This is a genomic window from Sphingomonas pseudosanguinis (assembly GCF_014196255.1).
Lineage (GTDB): Bacteria > Pseudomonadota > Alphaproteobacteria > Sphingomonadales > Sphingomonadaceae > Sphingomonas > Sphingomonas pseudosanguinis.
The window spans coordinates 122,837-141,653 of the sequence record NZ_JACIDH010000003.1; the positions used below are offsets into that span (position 1 = coordinate 122,837).

Below are 18,817 nucleotides of genomic sequence, written 5' to 3' on the forward strand. Positions count from 1 at the left end.
AATGCTGCCATATTACAAGGCAGGAGAAGGAAGGACGCCATGATCCATCATCACGAGTTCGACACCAGAACCTCCACCGCGCATGCCGGTGCCGTGAACGATGAGATCGCGGCCAGCGTCCTGCCGCTGGGCGAGACACCGCCCTCCTCCGCCAAGACGCTGTCGGTGGTCAATCTGGTGACGATCACCGCCGCCGCCAGCCTGTGCTGGGGCATGATCGCGCTGGCCGTGATGGTCCTTCGCTAAAGGAACGGCCAAACCGGCAAGATCCTGCCGGAAATTATGGGTTAACAACGGGTAAACCTTTGTCCTCCACCGCTGCGTAAGCGGTCGGGCCGCATCTCGTCCTCCAGGCAAGGAGGTAGAGATGCGATACCAAGTGCGCTTGGCGATGGCGGCTATCACGGTGATGTTCGCGACCGCGAATCCCGCCCCGGCGCATGCCGCGCCGTCTCGCTTCCTGGTACGCGGCGACACGATGGCCCCGCCCACGGGCTTCGTCGCGATGTGTCAGACGGACGGAACCTTCTGCCAGGCGCAGCAGGACGCCGCATCGCCCGCCGACGCCGCACCCAGCGGCACCATGCCGGCATGGCGCGGGCGAATCGCCACCGGTCTGCCCGCCGTCACCATGGCCGTGGCCAATATGATCGCAATCGCCCTCCCCGATATTCTGGGTGGCCTGAGCCATCCGCCCGCCCCGGGCATCGCGGTCACGACGCATCTGGGTCTGCCGCGCGCGCTTCGCAGCGCGGCGCCATCGGCCTTGCTGACCACCGCTCCGACCGAGCCGGGCTTCGGCCGCAAGCTGCGCCTTGCGCTCCCGGATCGGATCGTGCCGCTCTGCGACGTGGGCGTTTCCGGTTGCGATCAGGCCGCTGGGACCGGCGCGCTTCCCGGCACCGCCATTCGGGCGGCGGCCATTACGCTGTTCGATCCACGTGACGCACAGCCGCAAGAGCTGCCCGAGCTGCCCGAGCTGATCGTCGAGCGGTCGGCGCCCGTCGCGACGATCGCGGTCACCGCCCCCGCCCGCCCCAAGCCGTCGCCCGATGCGGAGGCCAGGCTGCTGCAATCGGTCAACAAGCTGGTCAATGGCCGCGTGGTCCAACGATCCGACATGCAGATCTATGCCACCGATGAGAAGTGGCAACGCAGCGGCATCGGCAGCCAGGCGCAGGGCGACTGCGAGGATCTGGCGATCGAGAAACGCTATCAACTGGTCGCGCAGGGCTATGACCCGGCGCGGCTCAGCTTCGCGGTGGTGTTCAGCCCGCAGACCGGCCTGCATACCGTGCTGGTCGCCCGCACCGATGACGGCGACATGGTGCTGGACAGCGCCACGCCATGGGTTCGCCGGGTCGATCAGACAAGCTATAGCTGGGTCAGCATCCAGTCGCCCGAAAACGGCATGCGCTGGCAGAGCGTCCGGACCTGAGGCGCGGGTCCCGGATCAGTCCGCCGGTTTAAGGACGGGCGGTGCGGCGGCGATCCGTTCGCCGGGACCGCCGATATGGTCGGGGCCATTATTGAGCACGCGGACGAGACGGTCGCGGATCGTCCGCCGGTCCGCGAACAAATGGCTGATCATCTGCTTGTCGCACCCCTGCGGCAGCACGGCCAGCGACATGGTCTTGTCGGTCGCATCGACAACATAGCCGCCGAAGCGCTGATAGGCCCGCGCCAGCACGCGCCCTTCGCGCGTCAGCGGCAGCGCCTCGACATCGACCGAGGGCGGCAACGCGAGCAGCGCGCCCATAGGCACCAGTCCCTGATAATTATTCTTGCCGCCGCCATCGCTGTGCGTCGCCGGCCAGACCTTCTGCTCGGCGATGGTCGCGCCCTTGCGCAGCTGGGTAGTGGACAGCAATACGGCCACGGCATGCGGGATTTCGCCCTTGGCCAGCTCCTCGCAGCGGACCAGCCCGCCCGCCAGCGAGCCGCCAAAGGCACGGATACCCTCGGACTGCCCCTCGACGCTGGCGATGCCGGGGCCGCGCAGGTCGGTGCGGACTAGATAGACGGCATGATAGTCGCCGGCGCCCGTCCGCTTGCCCTGCCACGTTTCATAGGCATAGCGGCCGGCGGGATCGATCACGATGGCATGACCATCGGAGCCGCCCAGAAACTGGAGGCCGGTCGGCGTCGGAAAAGCGACCGAGCCGTTCGACACCGGCTGCCCGCTCGTCCAGCCGCTGCCCGCGCGGACATCATAGCGCCATGTCGCGACCGGAGCGCTGGTGCTGGCGCGGTACAGGCCGATCGCATCGGCCGCGATCCAGGGATAGGAGCCGCCGGGGCCGCCGCTATTGTCGGTATGCAGCATCTGGCTCTCGGCCGCGTCCGCCGCCTGATAATCCGCGCCGCGCCCGATCGGGGTGTTCCAGATACTGTCATTCGCAAAGGGCTGCTCGGCGGGATCGCGCACCCCGGGCATGGTCGTCTGTGCCAGCGCGACCGGACCCGCGCCCAGGGCTGTCAATAGCAAGGCGACAAGGGGCGCCCGCAAAATCCGCATCACGTTCCGCCCTTGTGTCCGACAATGGATCATGACCGGCTCCATATTGTGTCGCCATCCCGCCTACCATGACGATAGTTTCATCGGGGATCAGGGATATTATAGATCGTAATGCGAATATCAGTCGTCATACCCGCGCGAAACCGCGCGAAGGTTATCGGCCGCGCCATAGAATGCGCCAACCGGCAAACGGTTGCACCCGTTGAGATCATCGTTGTCGATGACGGCTCCGATGACGATGGCGCGACCGTCGCCGCCGCACGCGCCGCCGAGGTCGCGGGGATTCCGGTCAGCATCTTAGAACTGGACGCCCGCGCCGGTGCGCCCAATGCGCGCAACATCGGCGTCGCGGCCGCCAAGGGCGACTGGATCGCGCTGCTCGATTCGGACGATGGCTGGGCGGACACCAAGCTGGCCGAACAGATCGCGCTGATCGCGGACGATGTCGTGGCAGTCTTCACCGACACGCTGTTCCACGACGGCAAGGGCGGCGGCACGACCAAGTTCGGCAAGGACGTCGATGACCTGTCGGCGCTGCTCTACGAAAACACGCTGGGCGGTTGCTCGGCGGTGATGATCCGCCGCTCGGCCTTCGATGCGGTCGGCGGCTTCGACATCAGCCTGCCCAGCTGTCAGGACTGGGACATGTGGCTGAAGCTGCGGGGCGCGGGGCGCATCGCGCTGTGCCACCGGCCGCTGACCCATTATTATTTCGATGGCGACGACCGCATCTCGCGCAATCCCGTCTCGGTCGCCAAGGGGCACCGCGTCCTCTATGATCGCATCCTGTCCGACTATGCCCCGGCCGACCGGACCGCGGACATTCGCCGTTTCCAGCGCTTTCACCTGGCGCAGACGCTGGTCTATTCGACCGGCATCCGGCGCGGCGCGCTCACGCCCGCCCTGCGCAATCTGGTCGCACCGCATGGCCGCACCACGCGCCGCTCGACCGTTCATCTGATCGGCACCGCGCTGGGGCTGATCCGCCCCTGATCCGTGCCGTCAGGCGGGGCGGCGCATCGGGCGCCGCGCCGCCTTGCCGATCCAGCCCGTCACCATCGCCATCAATTCGCGCCCCGGCTCCGACAGCAGTTGCGCCGGGATGGCCGCGGCATAGGCGGCGATGGCCAGGATCACGAGGTGCGGCAGGGGCGACAGCCCCGCCGGCAGCACCATCTGCGTCGCGGCGGCAGCGCCCAGCGAGACGATGGTGACGATATGCAGCTTGGCGATGTCCCACATGCGGACTGAGGTATCGCGCGCCGACAGCCAGAACAGCAGGGGCGAGCGCAGCGCCTCGCCGATGAAACAGGCCTTGGCCACACCGATCGCGCCCCAGGGCAGGCCGATCAGGAACCCGATCACCACCGTGGCCGAAGCGAACAGGCCCCAGTTCATCATGACCTTGGACCGGTTGGTCGACATCATCAGCCACGGTGCCGATTCGTTGACCAGCAGCATCGCGGCGGTGCCGGACAGCCAGGCGAAGATCGGCCCGACCGCCTGCCACTTGTCGCCCAGCAGAAACCGCACCGTCGCATCTGATCCGACCGCGGCGGCCATCACGCCGGGCACCGCGCAGGTCATGATCCCCTGCAGGAAGATCAGATAGGCCCGGCGATAACGCTGCGGCTCCTCGCGCGTGCGCGCCAGCACCGGCAGGATAATGCGCGACAACGGACCGCTGAAATTCTGGAGCGGGGCGGCCATCAGCCGATAGGCGCGGTCATAATAGCCCAGCGTCGCCGGACCCCAGACGCGCGCGATCAGCACCTTGTCGATGTTGCGCGTGATGAACAGGGCAAAGCCATAGATCGACACGCCGCCGCCGAAGCGGACCATCGGCGCGATGCTGGCCCATTGAAAGGTGAAGCGCGGCCGCCAGCGCTCGAAATACATGAACGAGAAGGTGTTCATCACCGTCGAGGCCAGCGCCCCCGCCAGCAGCGCCCAATAGGATCGCAGGATCAGCGCGGCGGTCACGGTGAAGGTGAACATCGTGACGCTGCTGATGATGTCGACCAGATTCTGGGTCTGGAACCGCATCTCGCGATTGAGCAGCGCATTGTAGAGCGGGTTGGGCGCGGTCGCCGCGATCAGCAGGCCCGAGGCCGCGACCAGCACGCCCGCCTGCGTGTTGTCATAGAACATAGCGACGAACGGCCCCGCCGCCACCAGCGCTAATGCGAGAACGAGGCACAGGCCGATGTTCAGCCAGAACAGCGACGACAGCTGGACATCGGACACCTCGTCCGACTGCACCACCGCATGATCAAAGCCAATGTTCTGAAACATAAAGGCAAATCCGGTGACGGGCGCGGCCATCGCGTAAATGCCGTAATCGGTCGGCGACAGGATACGCGAGGCGACGATCACCGTTCCGATCGTCGCGCCGACGCGCAACACTTGCGTGACGATCGTCGTGACCGTGCCGCCCAACACCTTGCGACGATAACCGTCCTGCTTTTGCACGTTCTGTCCCCGGCTCAATTCGATCGCCTCTAGCCTTCGCACGATCGGCGCGCCATGCGCGGCAGAGTGTCAGCCTGAGACACTTTGCGAATCTTGTTGGTCTCGGGCGCTGGATGAAGAGGACGAAGGCAACCGTGGCGACCATCGATATCGTCATGCCCGTGCGTAACGGCGCCGCCTATATCGGCGATGCCATCCGCTCGTTGATCGACCAGACCGAACGGGACTGGCGGCTGCGCGTCTTCAACCATGGCTCGACCGACGACACGGGCGCGATCGTCGCCGCACTCGCCGCCACCGATCCTCGCATCGAGCAGGTGCCCTGCGCGCCGTCGCTGACCCTGTCCGAGGTCCGCAATCTGGGCTTCGAACGCGCCGAGGCGCCGTTCATCGCGCTGCACGATGCCGACGATCTGTCGCTGCCCGAACGCCTGTCGCGCCAGCGCCGCTTTCTGGAGGATCATCCCGATCTGGCGCTGGTCGGCGGGCAATATGAAACCGTCGACGCCACCGCGACACGGTCGCTGGGCGTCCGTCGCCTGCCGCACGCGGCCGATCGTTTGCGCATCGCCTGCCTGTTCAACAACCCGATCGCGCAGCCGACGGTCATGCTGCGTCGATCGGTGATCGAGCGGCACGGCGCGCGCTATGGCGACGGGTTTCTCGAAGCGCCGGGCGTGCCGTCGCTCCACGTCCCCACGCTGGCCGAGGATTATTGGCTGTTCGCGCAACTCGCGCTGCTCGGCCTGTGCGCCAACCTGCCCGACACGCTGATCCGTTACCGCCAGCATGGCGGCAATATCAGCATCAGCAAGTTCGACGCGCAGATGGCCGTGTCCGAAGACATTTCGGACCAGCTGATGCGGCTGCTCGCCGCGCGGCATGGCGAGGCTTGGCAGAGCGTCCTGCCCTTCTGCAACCATGGCGCGCGGCTGGCCCCGGTGGCCGATCGCCGCGCCCTGCCCGCCGCTTGGCGGCGCTTGCGCGCCACGCTGCTGCGCATCTTCGGGGACACGCCGGGCGTGCAGCGCGAACTGGCGTTCCGCGATGTCCTGTCTAACCGGACGCTGCCCCTGATGCTCGGCCGCTTTGCGTGCCTGCGGCTGCGCGGCGGTGTCGACAGCGACGAGATGGCGACCATCCGCCACATCCTGTCCGCCTATAAGCCTGCCGGGTTGCGCCGCGCCGCCTGATCCGGCGTCAGACTTTGGGACGGTCGCGCCATCTTCGCGCCTGTTCGCAACCGCAGCACATGGCTAGAGGGCACGCCGGTCAGGGGAACGGTCATGACGATATTGGGCGATGTGCTGCTGATCTTGGGGTTTCTGGCGCTCATGCCGGCCGCCCTGCTGTTCGCCGCCGAGATTTTGAGCGGCTTGCGACGCCCCGCCCCGCTGCCCGCCGGAGATGCGCCCGCCTTCACCGTCCTGATCCCCGCCCATGACGAGGCCGGGGTGATCGCTCCGACGCTGCGGTCGATCGCGGGGCAGCTTCGCGCTGGCGATCGCATGCTGGTGATCGCGGACAACTGCACCGACGACACCGCCGCCATCGCCGCCGCCCATGGCGCGGACGTGACCGAGCGGCAGGATCGGGTCCGGCGCGGCAAGGGTTATGCGCTGGCACATGGTTTGGCGCATGCGGCATGCTGGGCCAATCCGGTGACGATCATCGTCGATGCCGATTGCCTGCTTTCCCGCGACGCGCTCCACCGGCTCGCCGCCATGGCCGCGCGCGAGGGGCGGCCCGTTCAGGGCGATTACCGGCTGGAGGCCGCCCCCGGCGGGTCGCTGGCCAGCCGGTTCAGCGCCTTCGCCATTCGCGTGAAGAATTACGTCCGCCTGCTCGGCGGCAAGCGACTGGGCGTACCGTGCGTCCTGACCGGCAGCGGCATGGCCTTTCCGACCGCATTGCTATCGCGCGTCGAGCTGGGATCGGGCGAAATCGTCGAGGATCTGCTGCTGGCGGTCGACCTGACGCTGGACGGCGCGGCCCCGCGCTTCTGTCCCGAGGCGCAAATCACCAGCCCGTTGCCCGCGACCCGCGAAGCGGCCGAAGCGCAGCGCGCGCGCTGGGAGGGCGGCTATCTGTCGATCATGCGGCGCTATGTCCTGCGGCTGGCCTGCACCGGATTGCGGCGCGGCGATATGTGCGTGCTCGCATTGGCGCTCGACCTCGCCATTCCACCGCTCAGCCTGTTGATCGCGGGGCAGGGTGCGCTGGTGATCCTGGCGGCGCTCTGGGCGCTGTTGTCGGGCCATGCGCTGCCGCTGGCCATCGGTGTCGTGCAGATGGCGCTGGTCGTGGGTGCCATCGCGCTCGCCTGGCACCGCTATGGTCGCGATCTGCTCAGCATTGGCGATCTGGCGCGGTTACCGCTGACCGTGCTCGCCAAGCTGGGATTTTATCGCCGCATCCTGCGCGCGCCGCAGCGCGGCTGGGTCCGGACCGAGCGCGGCGCGGAAATGAAGGGACGCGAATAATGGCCGCCACTACCGATTTCCTCGGCTTCCGTTTCGAACGCGGCAGCCGCGAGGCGCTGTTCGACCGGATGGTCGGCATGAGCGCCCGGCCCTTCGGCTATGTCGTCACCCCCAATGTCGACCTGGTCAACCGCGCCGCCCGCGATGCGGAGGTGCGTGCACTTTATGACGGCGCGGCGGTGCATCTGTGCGACAGCAAGGTCCTGACCCTGATGGCCAAGGCCAAGGGCGTCGCGCTCGACTGCTATCCCGGCTCCGATCTGGTCGCCGACCTGATGAACCGGGGCGGCGCGGGACAGCGTATCGCCATCGTCGGCCCGAGCGCGGACGACTGGCGCGCGCTGGTCGATCGCTTTCCGGGCGTGGCGCTCCACCATATCCCCTCGCCCGCCGTCATGACGCCTGGTTCGGCCGCGTGGCAGACCTGCGTCACGCGCGCCGCCGCCGCGCCCTGGGACATATTGCTGATCTGCCTCGGCTCACCCAAGCAGGAACGGTTCGCGCGGGCCGTCGGCGCGCTCCGCCAGACGCCCGGCGTCGCTTGGTGCGTCGGCGCGTCGATCGACTTTCTGACCGGGCGGCAGGTCCGCGCGCCGCGCTGGGTGCGCGCGTGCAACCTGGAATGGCTGCACCGGCTGGCCAGCAATCCCGGCCGGCTGTGGCGACGCTATCTGGTCGAGGGGCCGCAGATCATCCGCCTGCTGATGCGCTGAGAAACTGTTTGAAAACGTGCTGGAGGCACGTTTTGCGGCTCCGGCCCGCTCCCCCACCCGGCCTCCCATCAAGGATACTCTGTGGGGGGCCGGGTGGGGGAGCGGGCCGGAGCCGCCCGAAACTCGCTTTTGGCGAGTTTCCAAAACGACGCTAAGCGCCCCGCCTCACGGGCGGGCGGGCACCACGCCCTTGGGCGCGGCGGACAGGCGGCGGATCAGGTCGACCTCGGCCTGGCGATAGGGCGTGCCGTCGGCGCGGAACACCTCGTGGAACCAGATGGTCGGCTCCTCCAAGACATAGGGCTTTTTCCAGCTGTCCCAGGGCAGCCGCGTCTGCGTCTTGCCGTCGACGAAGCCCCAGTTCATCATTGCGACATTGTACCGCTTAGCGATGGGCAGCGACCCATCGAAGGTCGATCCGTTGCCCCGCGCCATATATTCGGTGCACAGGATCGGCCGGTTATAGGGCAGCAGCTGGCGAACCCGCCGCTCGAACGTCTCGGGCCAGCTATAATCGTGGAACGAGATCACATCGGACTGGCTGAGCTGTAGCTTGTCCATCGCCGAACTACGCCCGCCCGGCGTCCAGTCGTCGCCCTGCCACACGCCCGAGGTCAGCGGCTGCGACGGATCGGCGGCGCGCGCCCAGTCGAACACCTGCGCCAACAGCGCGCGGACCAGCGGCTCCTTGCCCTCCTGCCCCTTATACTGGTCGGCGCCGTTGTCCGGCTCGTTCCAGACGTCCCAGCCGAGCACGCGCGGATCGTCCTTGAACGCGCCGATCACCCCCTGCACATAGGCGCGGTAGCGTGGCCAGCCGGCCCGGTCGCGCAGGCCCGCCATGCCCGGCCCCTGCACCCAGCCCGAATTATGGACACCGGGGATCGGCGGATGCTGCGGCCCCGATTTGGGATCGGGGTCCCAGCAGCTGTCGAACAGCACGAACAGCGGGCGGATGCCATGCGCCTTGGCCATCGTCAGAAAGGCGTCGATCCGCTGCTTGAACCCCTCGGGGTCCTGCGCCCAGAGTTGATCGTGCAGGAAGACCCGCATCGTGTTCATGCCGATGCCCTGCGCCAGCCCGAGTTCGTCATCGATCCGCTTGGGGTCCCAGGTCGCGGCCTGCCACATCTCCAGCTGGTTGATCGCCGAGGCGGGCGTGTAATTCGCCCCGACCAGCCAGGGTTGCGCGGCATACCAGGCCTTGGCCTCAGCCTCGCTCCAGCGGGCACGCGCCTGCGCCGGCGCGGCGACGAACAGGCTGGCGACGGCGGCCCCCAGCAGCAATGCGATCCTCATCCATCCTCTCCCGCTTCGCCCCGTCATCGTGTCCGCGACAGGGTCGCTTCATGAAGGCTAGGCCGATTTGCGGCATTGTTACAGGCTTTTATCCGACTAATATGCACATGGAGATCATCGTCATCCGGCCAGTATCCGGCATCATGTCGGACGAAAGCAAAACGCGCCGGGGGCATGGGGAGGACAGGATGCGGATACGTCACGCCATCATCGCGGCCGGCTTGGGGCTCGCCGTCACCGCCTCGGGCATCGCCCGCAACCCGCAATTCCAGGGGGCCGATCCGCACGCGATGGTGATCGGCGACGAGCTATGGGTGTTTCCCACCGGCGGCCCGGGCGGCAGCTGGGAGGCGGACCGGTTCGGTGCCTTCTCCTCGCGCGACCTGAAGACATGGCGACCACGCGGCGAGCTGATCCGGCGCGACCAGATCGGCTGGATCAAGGATGACGGTGCGCGCGACCATTTCCTGTGGGCGCCCGGCGTCGCGACGCGCGGCGGGAAATACTATCTCTATTATTCGGTCGGCCCGCAGAACCCAACGCCCAGCCGGATCGGCGTCGCCGTCGCCGACCGGCCCGAGGGTCCGTATCGCGACAGCGGCCGCCCGCTGATCACCGGCGGCGACGGGTTCGAGGCGATCGATCCGATGGTCTTCACCGATCCGCGCAGCGACCGCAGCTATCTCTATGCCGGCGGCAGCGCGGGCGCGCGCCTGCGCGTCTGGGAACTCCAGCCCGACATGGTGACCATCGCGCGCGAGGTCCGGGTGGACCAGCCGCCGCACTTCACCGAGGGGGCGTTCCTGCACGAACGCAACGGCGTCTATTACCTGTCCTACAGCCATGGCCGGTGGAACGGTCCCGACTATTCGGTCCATTATGCCACCGCCCCCTCGCCCACCGGCCCGTGGCGCTATCGCGGCGCGATCCTGACCAGCGACGCGCGGCATCAGGGGCCTGGCCATCACAGCTTCGTCCGCATGCCGGACGGCAAATGGCTGATCGTCTATCACCGCTGGGACCGCCGCCCCGGCCCCGCCCCCTTCCAGGGCGAGCGGCAGGTGGCGATCGATCGCGTCACCTATGCCCCGGACGGCACGATCCGCCCCATCCGCATGACCGACGCCGACGCGCCGGTGCTGGGGTCGCGATGATGCGCGCGCGCCTGTCGCTCGCCGTCCTGTGCACGCTGGTCTCCACCGGTGCCATGGCCGCCACCAGCCATAGCTGGGGCAAGCCCGGCGCGACGCGCGAGGCGTTCGAGCGCGGCAGCCGCGACTGCATGCTCAAGGCCGCCCGGCGCGACGTCAGCAGCGACAAGCCGACCGAGAAATATCTGCGCGGCTTCGAGGCGTTGGAGCGCGAGAACAACATGCCGCCGATGCCAGCCATCCCCGGCGACGATCAGAATTTCGTGCGCAGCGAGCGGCAGGTGCTGCTGCGCCGCATGTATCGCCCCGACCAGCATGTCGATACGCTGCAAGGCCAGTTACAGGCGGAGGTCGACCGATGCCTGATCGCCGCCGGTTATATCCGCTTCACGCTGACCCGTGCGCAGGAGCGGACCCTGCGCCACCTGCGACCAGGCTCGGAGGCGCGCGAGGCGTATCTCTACACGCTGGGTAGCGACAGCCGGATCGTCGAGGCGCAGAAGGTGATGGAGCCATAAAACTCCTCCCCGATACGGGGAGGTGGCAGGGCGAAGCCCTGACGGAGGGGGGCCTCCGCAAAGGACGTCCTCAACCGCACGCCCCCTCCACGAGTTTCGCTGGCCCCCTCCCCTTCCAGGGGACGAGTCGCCCTACCCTCACCACCGCTGGTCCCAGCCCAGCGTGAAGGTCCGCCCCCGCCCCGCGAAAAAGGCGAGATTATCGTCGGGCAGCCGCGTGTCGCTGTTATAGTCGATATACTGCCGATCGAAGATGTTCTGCGCGCTGAGATAGAAGCCGCCGATCCGCGTCTGATAGCGGACCATGGCATCGGTCACCGTATAGCCGCCGAAATCGTTGCGCGGATCGGGCCGCGCCTTGCCGCGGAAGTTGCGCGCGAAATACATCTGCGTCTGCACCCGCGCGGTGACAGGACCGGAGGCGAGGTCGGCCGCCACATTCATCCGGTCGGGCGAGATATTGGTGCCGTCCAGATCGGTGTCGACGATGCCATCGGGCGCACGCGTATCGCTGTCATAGCGGCCGATCAGATGCGCATAGCCGGTCGACAGCCGCAGCCCCTCGATCGGGAGGCGCATGCCGAGGTTGAGTTCGAGCCCCTGTATCTCCACCCGCTGGCGCTGCACTTGAAAAATGCCGTTGCCCAGTGCCAGCAGGACCTGACCGTTGTTGCTGGTCGACCAGAAATAGGTAGCGCCCGCGTCCAGCGGCCCGCGCTTCACCTCGACGCCGATCTCGCGATTGTTGGAGATGACCGGATCGATCGCGCGGAAGTTGCCGAGGTCGGTGCCCGGCGTGCCGACCGCACGGGTGATCCGGCCAATATCGGCCATGGTGAAACCCTCGGCATAGCTGGCATAGGCGCGGATGCCGGCCACCGGCTCGACGATGACACCGCCGTTGAGCAGCAGCTGGTCGAAGCCCGGCGTGCCCCCCTTGACGCTGACGCCGCCATAGGTCGCCGGATTGCGCCCGTCATAGGTGGTGGAGGCAAGCGTGCGATAGTCCGCGATGCGCACCTTCACATTCTCCCACCGCACGCCGCCGGCCAGCCGGAGGCCGCCGTCGAACAGCTTCAGATTGGCTTGCGCGAAGGGCGCCAGGCTCTGAAAATCGGCGGGCGGCACCCAGACACGGTCGGTAAGGATCAGCCGTTGCTCGGACTTGTCCCACAGCGCGTCGAAACCGATCGTCGCGACCAGCGCCTCGAACCCCGGCACCGCGCGCTCATAGCTGGCGCGCGCCCCCCATTTCTTCGAGCGATTCTCCGACTGGTCGAGCAACGTCCCGACCGGCGCGATGGCGGGGTCCTGGAAGGTCGCGATCGCATTCGGCTCACCGCCGAACGTGTCATAGGTGCGGTTGACGAAAATCTGCGCGACCAGATTGCCGCCCGCCACATCGCTATCGGTATAGGATAGCGACGCCGCCTCGGCGCGATTGGCCGCCGGGATGCCCGGCGGATCGCCGCGCACCGCGCTGGTCGGCAGACCGGTGCGGCGATTGCCGCCCAAGGGCACGAACCGCCCCTCGCCCGCCAATTGGAACCGGTTGAGGATCAGGTCGAGCCGGCCCGTGTCGCGAAGCTGCGCGCCCAGCCGGGCGAACAGGTCATGGGCGCGCGAATCCTGTGTCTCCCCTTGCGTCAGGTTGATGCCGATGCGCCGGTCTTGCGCGTCGTAGAAGACACCGCGCCGTTCATACGAGCCGCCGATCGTCGCATCGAAGATGCCCGCCTTATACTGGACCAGCCCGGCGACCTTGCCGCCCAGCGAGTCCGACTCGAACCCGTCCGCCGCCGTCACCTGCGCCAGCGTACGCCCCGACCAGCCCTCGGTGCGCGGCGGGGCGACCGTCACCTGGTTCACGATACCGCCGGTGCCGCCCACGCCCTGCAGCGCATTCGATCCATAGATCAACTCGACCCGGTCGATGAAGAAGCCATCGATGGTGAAGCCGTCCCGGCTACCGTCGCGCAGCGGCGTCGTCTGCGGGATGCCGTTGATCGCGTAGAGCGGCGAGCGGCCACGCAACGTCTCGCCCGCGCCCGACAATTTGCCGCGCGTCGGCGAGAAACTGGGCGTCAGCACCGCGACCGCATCGGTCACGCTACCCGACATCGCGATCTGCTGGTCGAGCGCCGCCTTGTCGATGATGTCGATGGTCAACGGCAGGGCGTTGGGCGGCAGGACGGTGCGCGCGGCGGTGACGACGACCTCCTCCTCCGTCCTGTCCGTCGGCTCGCTGCTTTGTGCCTGCGCGACGGGCGCCAGTATCGCCAGCCCCAGCATCGTCCCGCCCACCCATGCCGCCCGCACCCTGGCGCGTGACACGCCCCCCGACCGCTTCGTCATTCTGTCCCCGCAACCATTGACCTTATCGCCGCGAGCTACTAACGCGAGTGATTATCAATAACAAGGCTTGGACCAGTGCTATCGACGCGGAACATCCTGTTTCAGCTCCACTGGTTCCTGGGGATCACGGCGGGTCTGGTGCTCGCGGTCATGGGCGTCACCGGTGCACTGATCAGCTTCGAGGGCGAGATTCTCGCGGCGATCAATCCCGGCGTCGTCACGGTCGCGCCCGGCAGGACGCCGCCCTTGCCCGCGCCTGTGCTGATCGACCGGATCACCGCGCAGGTGCCGGGCATCCGCATCGGGCGCCTGATCGTCGACAGCGATTCCAGACGCGCCGCCACCGTCACCTACACGGTCGGCAAGGAGAAGCGGGGCAAGGGCGGCGAACGCCAGCGCCGCTTCGTCGATCCGGCGACCGGCCAGATCCTGGGCGAAGCGCGGGGCGAGGGCTTTTTCGAGACGGTCGAGAACCTCCATCGCTGGCTGGCGCTGCCCGGTCATGGCAATGGCATCGGCCGGCAGATCACCGGCTTTGCCGCGCTGTCGCTGATCTTCTTTGCGCTGTCGGGCCTTTATCTCCGCTGGCCGCGCCGACCGCTCGACTGGCGCAATTGGCTGGTGCTCGACCTGCGCAAGACCGGGCGCAATCTCTACCGCGCGCTGCATGCGGTCATCGGCGGCTGGGTGCTGGTCTTCTATCTGATCAGCGCCGGCACCGGGTTATGGTGGTCCTATGGCTGGTATCGTGACGGGGTCCAATATCTGTTGGGTACCGAGCGCGCGGCGGCGCACGGGCCGAAGGGCAAGCCGGGCAAGGATGCGCCCCCCGCCGACCTGCCGCTCGCCTGGGCCAGCTTCGCCAGGGCGACTGCCGGCCGAACCTATGAACAGGTGACCGCCACCGTCCGCGACGGCACGGTGCAGTTCCGCGCGAAGCTGCCCGGTGGGCGGCATGACCGCGTGTCCGACGAACTCAGCGTCGACGGCGCGACCGGCAAGGTCGTCACCGACCAACGCTATGCCGCACGTCCGCTGGGTCAGGATATTTTGACCAGCGTCTATGAAATTCATCGGGGCGCCTATTTCGGGCTGATCGGGCGTATCCTGATGGCGCTGGCCAGCCTGACCATGCCGTTGTTCACGATCACCGGCTTCCTCCTCTATTTCGCGCGGCGGCGGCGCAAGGCGGCGCTGGGCGCGGTGCTGGCCGAGGCTCCGCCAACGACGGCGTCGGCGGATCACGCCACCACGCTGGTCGCCTATGCGAGCCAGACCGGCACCGCCGAGCGGATCGCCCGCCTCACCGCGCAGGTGCTGCCCGACGCCGCCGCCGTGCCGATCACCGAGCTGGATGCCGACCGGCTGGCCAAAATCCGCCAGCTGTTCGTCGTCGCCAGCACCTATGGCGAGGGCGAGCCGCCCGACAGCGCACGCGCCTTCGCCCGGACGATGGCCGACGCGCCGCCCGCCCTTCCCGACCTGCGCTATGCCGTGCTGGCGCTGGGCGACCGCGAATATCAGGATTTCTGCGCCTTTGGTCATCAGATCGACCGCTGGCTGCATGCCGGTGGGGCCGAGCGTCTGTTCGATGCGATCGAGCTGGACGGCGACGATGCCGATGCGCAGCGGCTGTGGCAGCAGCAGCTCGCCAGCCTGGGCGGCCGCACCGATCAGCCCGACTGGGCACCCGCCCCGATGCGCGACTGGCGACTGGTCGAGCGGCGCCTGCTCAATCCGGGCAGCAGCGGCGGACCGACCTGGCACATCGCGCTGGAACCCGCCGATGGCCATGCCGACTGGGGGGCGGGCGACATATTGGAAATCCTGCCGCAGCAGGACGAACGCCGCGTCACCGCCTTTCTGCGCGCTACCGGATTGGCCGATATGCCGACGCTTCGCGAACGGCTGCGGACATCGATCCTGCCGGCGGATGCCGGGCCGGGCTTCGATGCCGACACACTGCGCCCGCTGGCGCACCGCGAATATTCGATCGCTTCGCTTGGGGTCGGCGGCCGTGCCGAGCTGATCGTCCGGCTGTGCGAGGCGGAGGACGGGCTGCCGGGTCTCGGGTCGGGCTGGCTGTGCGAGGGCGCACCGCTCGGTTCGATCGTCTGCGGCCGGGTCCATGCCAATCCCGCCTTCCATTCGCCCGCCGACGCCGCGACGCCGATCGTGCTGATCGGCAACGGCACCGGGCTGGCGGGGCTGCTCGGCCATCTGCGCCAGCGCGCCGCGACCGGCGGCGGGCCGGCCTGGCTGTTCTGGGGCGAGCGGCATCCGGACGCGGACGATTACCATGCCGCCGAGCGCCGGGCCTATGTCGAGGAGCGTGTGCTGACCGGGAGTGCGACCGCCTGGTCCCGTCTCGGCACCGGCCCACGCTATGTGCAGGATGCCGTCGCCGATGCGGCCGGGACGATCCGCCAAGCCGTGGCCGAGGGCGCCATCCTCTATGTCTGCGGCAGTCTGAAGGGCATGGCAGGCGACGTGCACCGCACGCTGACCGGGATATTGGGCGACGACCGGCTGGAAGAGCTGGCGGCGACCGGCCGCTATCGCCGCGACATTTATTGACCGCTTGGAGCGGGATGACATCGCATCGAGGCAACGCGAGCCCCTCCCCTTCAGGGGAGGGGTTGGGGTGGGGCGTCGCGGCAAACGACCCGCCTGTGGAAGCGCCCCACCCCCGGCCCAGTGGCAGGTAAACGATGCGCCGCATCGTTTAGGTCATGCCGGGGGCATGACCGACCTGCCACTCCTGAAGGGGAGGGGTGAATTTGTGTCATATCATCCGGATGTAGAAACTGTTTGAAAACGTACTGGGGCCACGTTTCCAAACGGACTTTCAGCCTTCGTCGCGGCGATAGCCCAGCTGCGCGGAGATGCGCGTGGTCGTCTCCGCCAGCAGCTTGCGCGCCTCCGCCAACGTCACCGACTGCGATCCGTCGATCGTCTCGAGGAAGGGGATGGTCAGCGCGGCCATGAACTCGCCGCCAAAGCCGAACACCGGATAGCTGATGTCGGTGACGCCGCGCGTGATCGGGCTTTCGCGCAGCTCATAGCCCTGTGCCCGCACCCGGTCGATCGCCTCGTGCAGTCCAGCGCGTCCGATCGGCCGCCCCTGTACCAATTCCAGCCGGTCGATGATCCGCGCCACCTGCCCCCCCGGCGCGAAGGCCAGCAGCACCTTGCCCGAACAGCTGTTCAATATGTCGATCGACGCGCCCATCCGCAGCGCGAAGCCGCGCGTGCCGGGATTTTCCTCGCGCGCGATGACCAGTCCCGCCCCGCCCTCGATCACGACCAGGTGACAGGATTGCCCGGCGGTCAGCGCCAGCGCCTGCATCTCTGGCAGCGCCGCCGCCGTCAGCCGCCGTGCGGGCGTCGCGCGGTATGCGATGTCGAGGAACTTGTACGTCACCCGGTAACGGTCGTCGGCGGGCGACTTTTCCAGATAGCGCGCTTCCTCCATCACCACGACGATCCGGAACAGCTCGCCCAGCGACCGGCCCAGCGCCACCGCCATCTCGCTGACCAGCAGCCCCTCGGGATGGTCGGCCAGCAGCTCGATGATCTGGAACGCCTTGTCGAGTGCGGGCGCGGCATAGCTGCCCTTGCGCACCCGCCCCTCGGCCCGCCCCCCGTCCGCCTTGCTGTCTTGCGTCATGTCATTCCCCATGGGCCACGGGATTAGGATGGCGGTGCTGGCTCGGCAAGCGTGGGGCGAGCGGCCGATCAGATCGTCACGATCGCCTTCAACACGCTGTCGGCCTCGGCGATCAGTTCGGGCATGCGCGCGGGCGCCTCGTCCAGCGTCAGCCGATGGGTACGGATCGCGTCGGTCGGGATCGCACCGCTGCGGATGCTGGCAATGACATGGTCGAAATCGACCGACAGCGCGTTGCGACTGGCGATCAGCGTCGTCTCGCGCTTGTGGAATTCAGGGTCGGCGAAGACCAGATCGTCCTTGCACACCCCGACCAGCGTATAGCTGCCGCCATGCGCGACATGATCCAGCCCGGCGCGCATCGCATGGATATTGCCGGTCGCGTCGAACACATGGTCGAACATCTCGCCATCGGTCATCGCCGACAGCGTCGCGCTCAGATCGCCATCGGCCACCACCCCTTCGTCGAAGCCGAAATGCCGGGCGGCATAGGCCAGGCGCGGCGCGCGCGTATCGACAAGCACCACCCGCGCCGCGCCGGCGATCCGCGCGAACAGCGCCACACCGACGCCGATCGGCCCCGCCCCCACGACCACCGCCGTCTCGCCCTTCGCCAGCGCCGAGCGACGGACGGCATGCGCGCCGATCGCCAGAAACTCGACCATCGCCGCTTGGTCGAGCGACAGGCCGGTGGCATCGACCACCGCGCTTTCGGGCACCGCCAGCCATTCGCACATGCCGCCATCGCCGTGCACACCCAGCACGCTGATCCGCGCGCAGCAATTGGGCTTGCCCCGGCGACAGGCGCGACAGGTGCCGCAGGCGATATAGGGATTGACCGTCACCACCTGCCCGGCGGTGAGAGGCGACCCGGCCGGCGCCTCGACCACCTCGCCCGCCAGCTCATGCCCGATAAGGCGCGGATATTGGAGGAAGGGATGCTTGCCCGCATAGATATGATAGTCGGTCCCGCAAATGCCCGCCCGGCGCATGCGCAGCAGCACCTGCCCCTCCTGCCGCACCGGCGCGGGGCGATCCTCCACCCTGATCTCCAGCGGCTGCACACAGACCAGCGCCTTCATTCCGACCCCTCCTACATTCTTCTGCGCAACCATGCTCTCATATATGGCATTGAAGCGCCAGAGGGTGACCGCTAGGTTGCTGATCGGAAAGGCTTCGAAGCGATCGGGGCCACCATAGGAGAGAGGAGCCGACATGGCCCGACGGGTGTGTTTCGCGCTGGATCTGGTCGCGGATGCCGATCTGATCGCCGACTATGAACGCGCGCACGCCGCCGGCGCGGTCTGGCCGGCGGTGACCGAGGCGATCCGCGCCAAGGGGTTCGAGGCGATGGAGATATGGCGCACCGGCGACCGGCTCTTCATGATCGCCGAGGTTGCGGAAGACTGGCCGCGTGCCATCCCCGACGATCTGGCCGAAACTGATGCCCGATGGGAAGCGGCGATGGACCGGTTTCAAAAGCCCCTGCCCCAGGCCGATGCGGGCGAAAAATGGGTGGCGATGGAGCGGATTTATTCGCTCGCCGACCAGTAATTGGCTGCATCGATACGGCGGACCTTTTACAGCCCCAACCGCTGTTCAGCCTGAGCGAAGTCGAAGGCCACGCCACAACGCTTG

At 67.7% G+C, this 18,817-nt stretch carries 16 protein-coding genes; 10 read left to right on the plus strand and 6 right to left on the minus strand.

The genetic code is table 11. The annotated features are described in order from the left end of the window. Positions 1-39: 39 nt before the first annotated feature. Both GGR48_RS06535 and GGR48_RS06540 read left to right on the plus strand, forming a co-directional pair. A complete protein-coding gene (locus tag GGR48_RS06535) occupies positions 40-246 on the plus strand; it encodes a hypothetical protein (RefSeq protein ID WP_183951083.1) in 207 nt (68 codons plus the stop codon). Positions 247-367: 121 nt separating this feature from the next. After that, complete coding sequence (locus tag GGR48_RS06540; protein WP_183951084.1) at positions 368-1,438, plus strand: transglutaminase-like cysteine peptidase; 1,071 nt, start codon at positions 368-370, stop codon at positions 1,436-1,438. A 15-nt stretch (positions 1,439-1,453) separates the two neighbouring features. Here the strand turns inward: GGR48_RS06540 and GGR48_RS06545 are convergent, their stop codons facing one another. Then, positions 1,454-2,482 (minus strand): hypothetical protein, encoded by a 1,029-nt coding sequence (locus GGR48_RS06545; protein ID WP_206362485.1) that lies wholly within the window; start codon positions 2,480-2,482, stop codon positions 1,454-1,456. A gap of 147 nt (positions 2,483-2,629) precedes the next feature. Here GGR48_RS06545 and GGR48_RS06550 point away from each other — a divergent pair, with 147 nt between their 5' ends. Further along, entirely contained in the window at positions 2,630-3,511 is an 882-nt protein-coding gene (locus GGR48_RS06550; RefSeq protein WP_183951086.1) for a glycosyltransferase family 2 protein, read from the plus strand. 9 nt (positions 3,512-3,520) lie between these two features. On the opposite strand, the gene GGR48_RS06555 is transcribed toward GGR48_RS06550, so the two are convergent. After that, positions 3,521-4,990, minus strand: coding sequence for a lipopolysaccharide biosynthesis protein (locus GGR48_RS06555; protein ID WP_338110511.1), 1,470 nt, complete (start codon positions 4,988-4,990; stop codon positions 3,521-3,523). A gap of 134 nt (positions 4,991-5,124) precedes the next feature. Between GGR48_RS06555 and GGR48_RS06560 the strand changes: the two genes are divergently transcribed. The 3 genes from GGR48_RS06560 (at position 5,125) to GGR48_RS06570 (ending at position 8,186) form a co-directional block, all read left to right on the plus strand. Beyond that, the gene (locus GGR48_RS06560; protein ID WP_183951087.1) at positions 5,125-6,183 is read left to right on the plus strand and encodes a glycosyltransferase; all 1,059 of its coding nucleotides are present in this window, start codon (positions 5,125-5,127) and stop codon (positions 6,181-6,183) included. A 93-nt stretch (positions 6,184-6,276) separates the two neighbouring features. After that, on the plus strand, positions 6,277-7,473 hold the full coding sequence (locus GGR48_RS06565; protein WP_183951088.1) for a glycosyltransferase family 2 protein: 1,197 nt from the start codon (positions 6,277-6,279) through the stop codon (positions 7,471-7,473). Next, positions 7,473-8,186: a WecB/TagA/CpsF family glycosyltransferase gene (locus GGR48_RS06570; protein WP_183951089.1), complete on the plus strand. Its 714-nt coding sequence runs from the start codon at positions 7,473-7,475 to the stop codon at positions 8,184-8,186. Before GGR48_RS06565 ends, GGR48_RS06570 begins: the two co-directional genes overlap by 1 nt. Before the next feature lie 165 nt (positions 8,187-8,351). Here the strand turns inward: GGR48_RS06570 and GGR48_RS06575 are convergent, their stop codons facing one another. Further along, positions 8,352-9,485, minus strand: a complete 1,134-nt coding sequence (locus GGR48_RS06575) for a glycoside hydrolase 5 family protein (RefSeq protein ID WP_183951090.1) — start codon at positions 9,483-9,485, stop codon at positions 8,352-8,354. A gap of 188 nt (positions 9,486-9,673) precedes the next feature. Between GGR48_RS06575 and GGR48_RS06580 the strand changes: the two genes are divergently transcribed. Both GGR48_RS06580 and GGR48_RS06585 read left to right on the plus strand, forming a co-directional pair. Beyond that, entirely contained in the window at positions 9,674-10,639 is a 966-nt protein-coding gene (locus tag GGR48_RS06580) for a family 43 glycosylhydrolase (protein WP_183951091.1), read from the plus strand. Beyond that, positions 10,636-11,154 (plus strand): hypothetical protein, encoded by a 519-nt coding sequence (locus tag GGR48_RS06585; protein WP_183951092.1) that lies wholly within the window; start codon positions 10,636-10,638, stop codon positions 11,152-11,154. The genes GGR48_RS06580 and GGR48_RS06585 overlap by 4 nt, the downstream gene beginning before the upstream one ends. A gap of 138 nt (positions 11,155-11,292) precedes the next feature. Here the strand turns inward: GGR48_RS06585 and GGR48_RS06590 are convergent, their stop codons facing one another. Beyond that, positions 11,293-13,509 (minus strand): TonB-dependent receptor, encoded by a 2,217-nt coding sequence (locus GGR48_RS06590; protein ID WP_420854062.1) that lies wholly within the window; start codon positions 13,507-13,509, stop codon positions 11,293-11,295. A 75-nt stretch (positions 13,510-13,584) separates the two neighbouring features. On the opposite strand from GGR48_RS06590, the gene GGR48_RS06595 reads away from it, so the two are divergent. Continuing rightward, positions 13,585-16,086 carry a PepSY domain-containing protein gene (locus GGR48_RS06595; RefSeq protein WP_183951093.1) on the plus strand — a complete coding sequence of 834 codons (2,502 nt, stop codon included), beginning with the start codon at positions 13,585-13,587 and terminating at the stop codon, positions 16,084-16,086. Positions 16,087-16,357: 271 nt separating this feature from the next. On the opposite strand, the gene GGR48_RS06600 is transcribed toward GGR48_RS06595, so the two are convergent. Beyond that, on the minus strand, positions 16,358-17,179 hold the full coding sequence (locus GGR48_RS06600; RefSeq protein ID WP_183951094.1) for an IclR family transcriptional regulator: 822 nt from the start codon (positions 17,177-17,179) through the stop codon (positions 16,358-16,360). A 68-nt stretch (positions 17,180-17,247) separates the two neighbouring features. Continuing rightward, entirely contained in the window at positions 17,248-18,261 is a 1,014-nt protein-coding gene (locus GGR48_RS06605) for a zinc-binding alcohol dehydrogenase family protein (protein ID WP_183951095.1), read from the minus strand. 133 nt (positions 18,262-18,394) lie between these two features. On the opposite strand from GGR48_RS06605, the gene GGR48_RS06610 reads away from it, so the two are divergent. Next, positions 18,395-18,733, plus strand: a complete 339-nt coding sequence (locus tag GGR48_RS06610) for an L-rhamnose mutarotase (protein ID WP_183951096.1) — start codon at positions 18,395-18,397, stop codon at positions 18,731-18,733. The last annotated feature ends 84 nt before the right edge of the window (positions 18,734-18,817 follow it).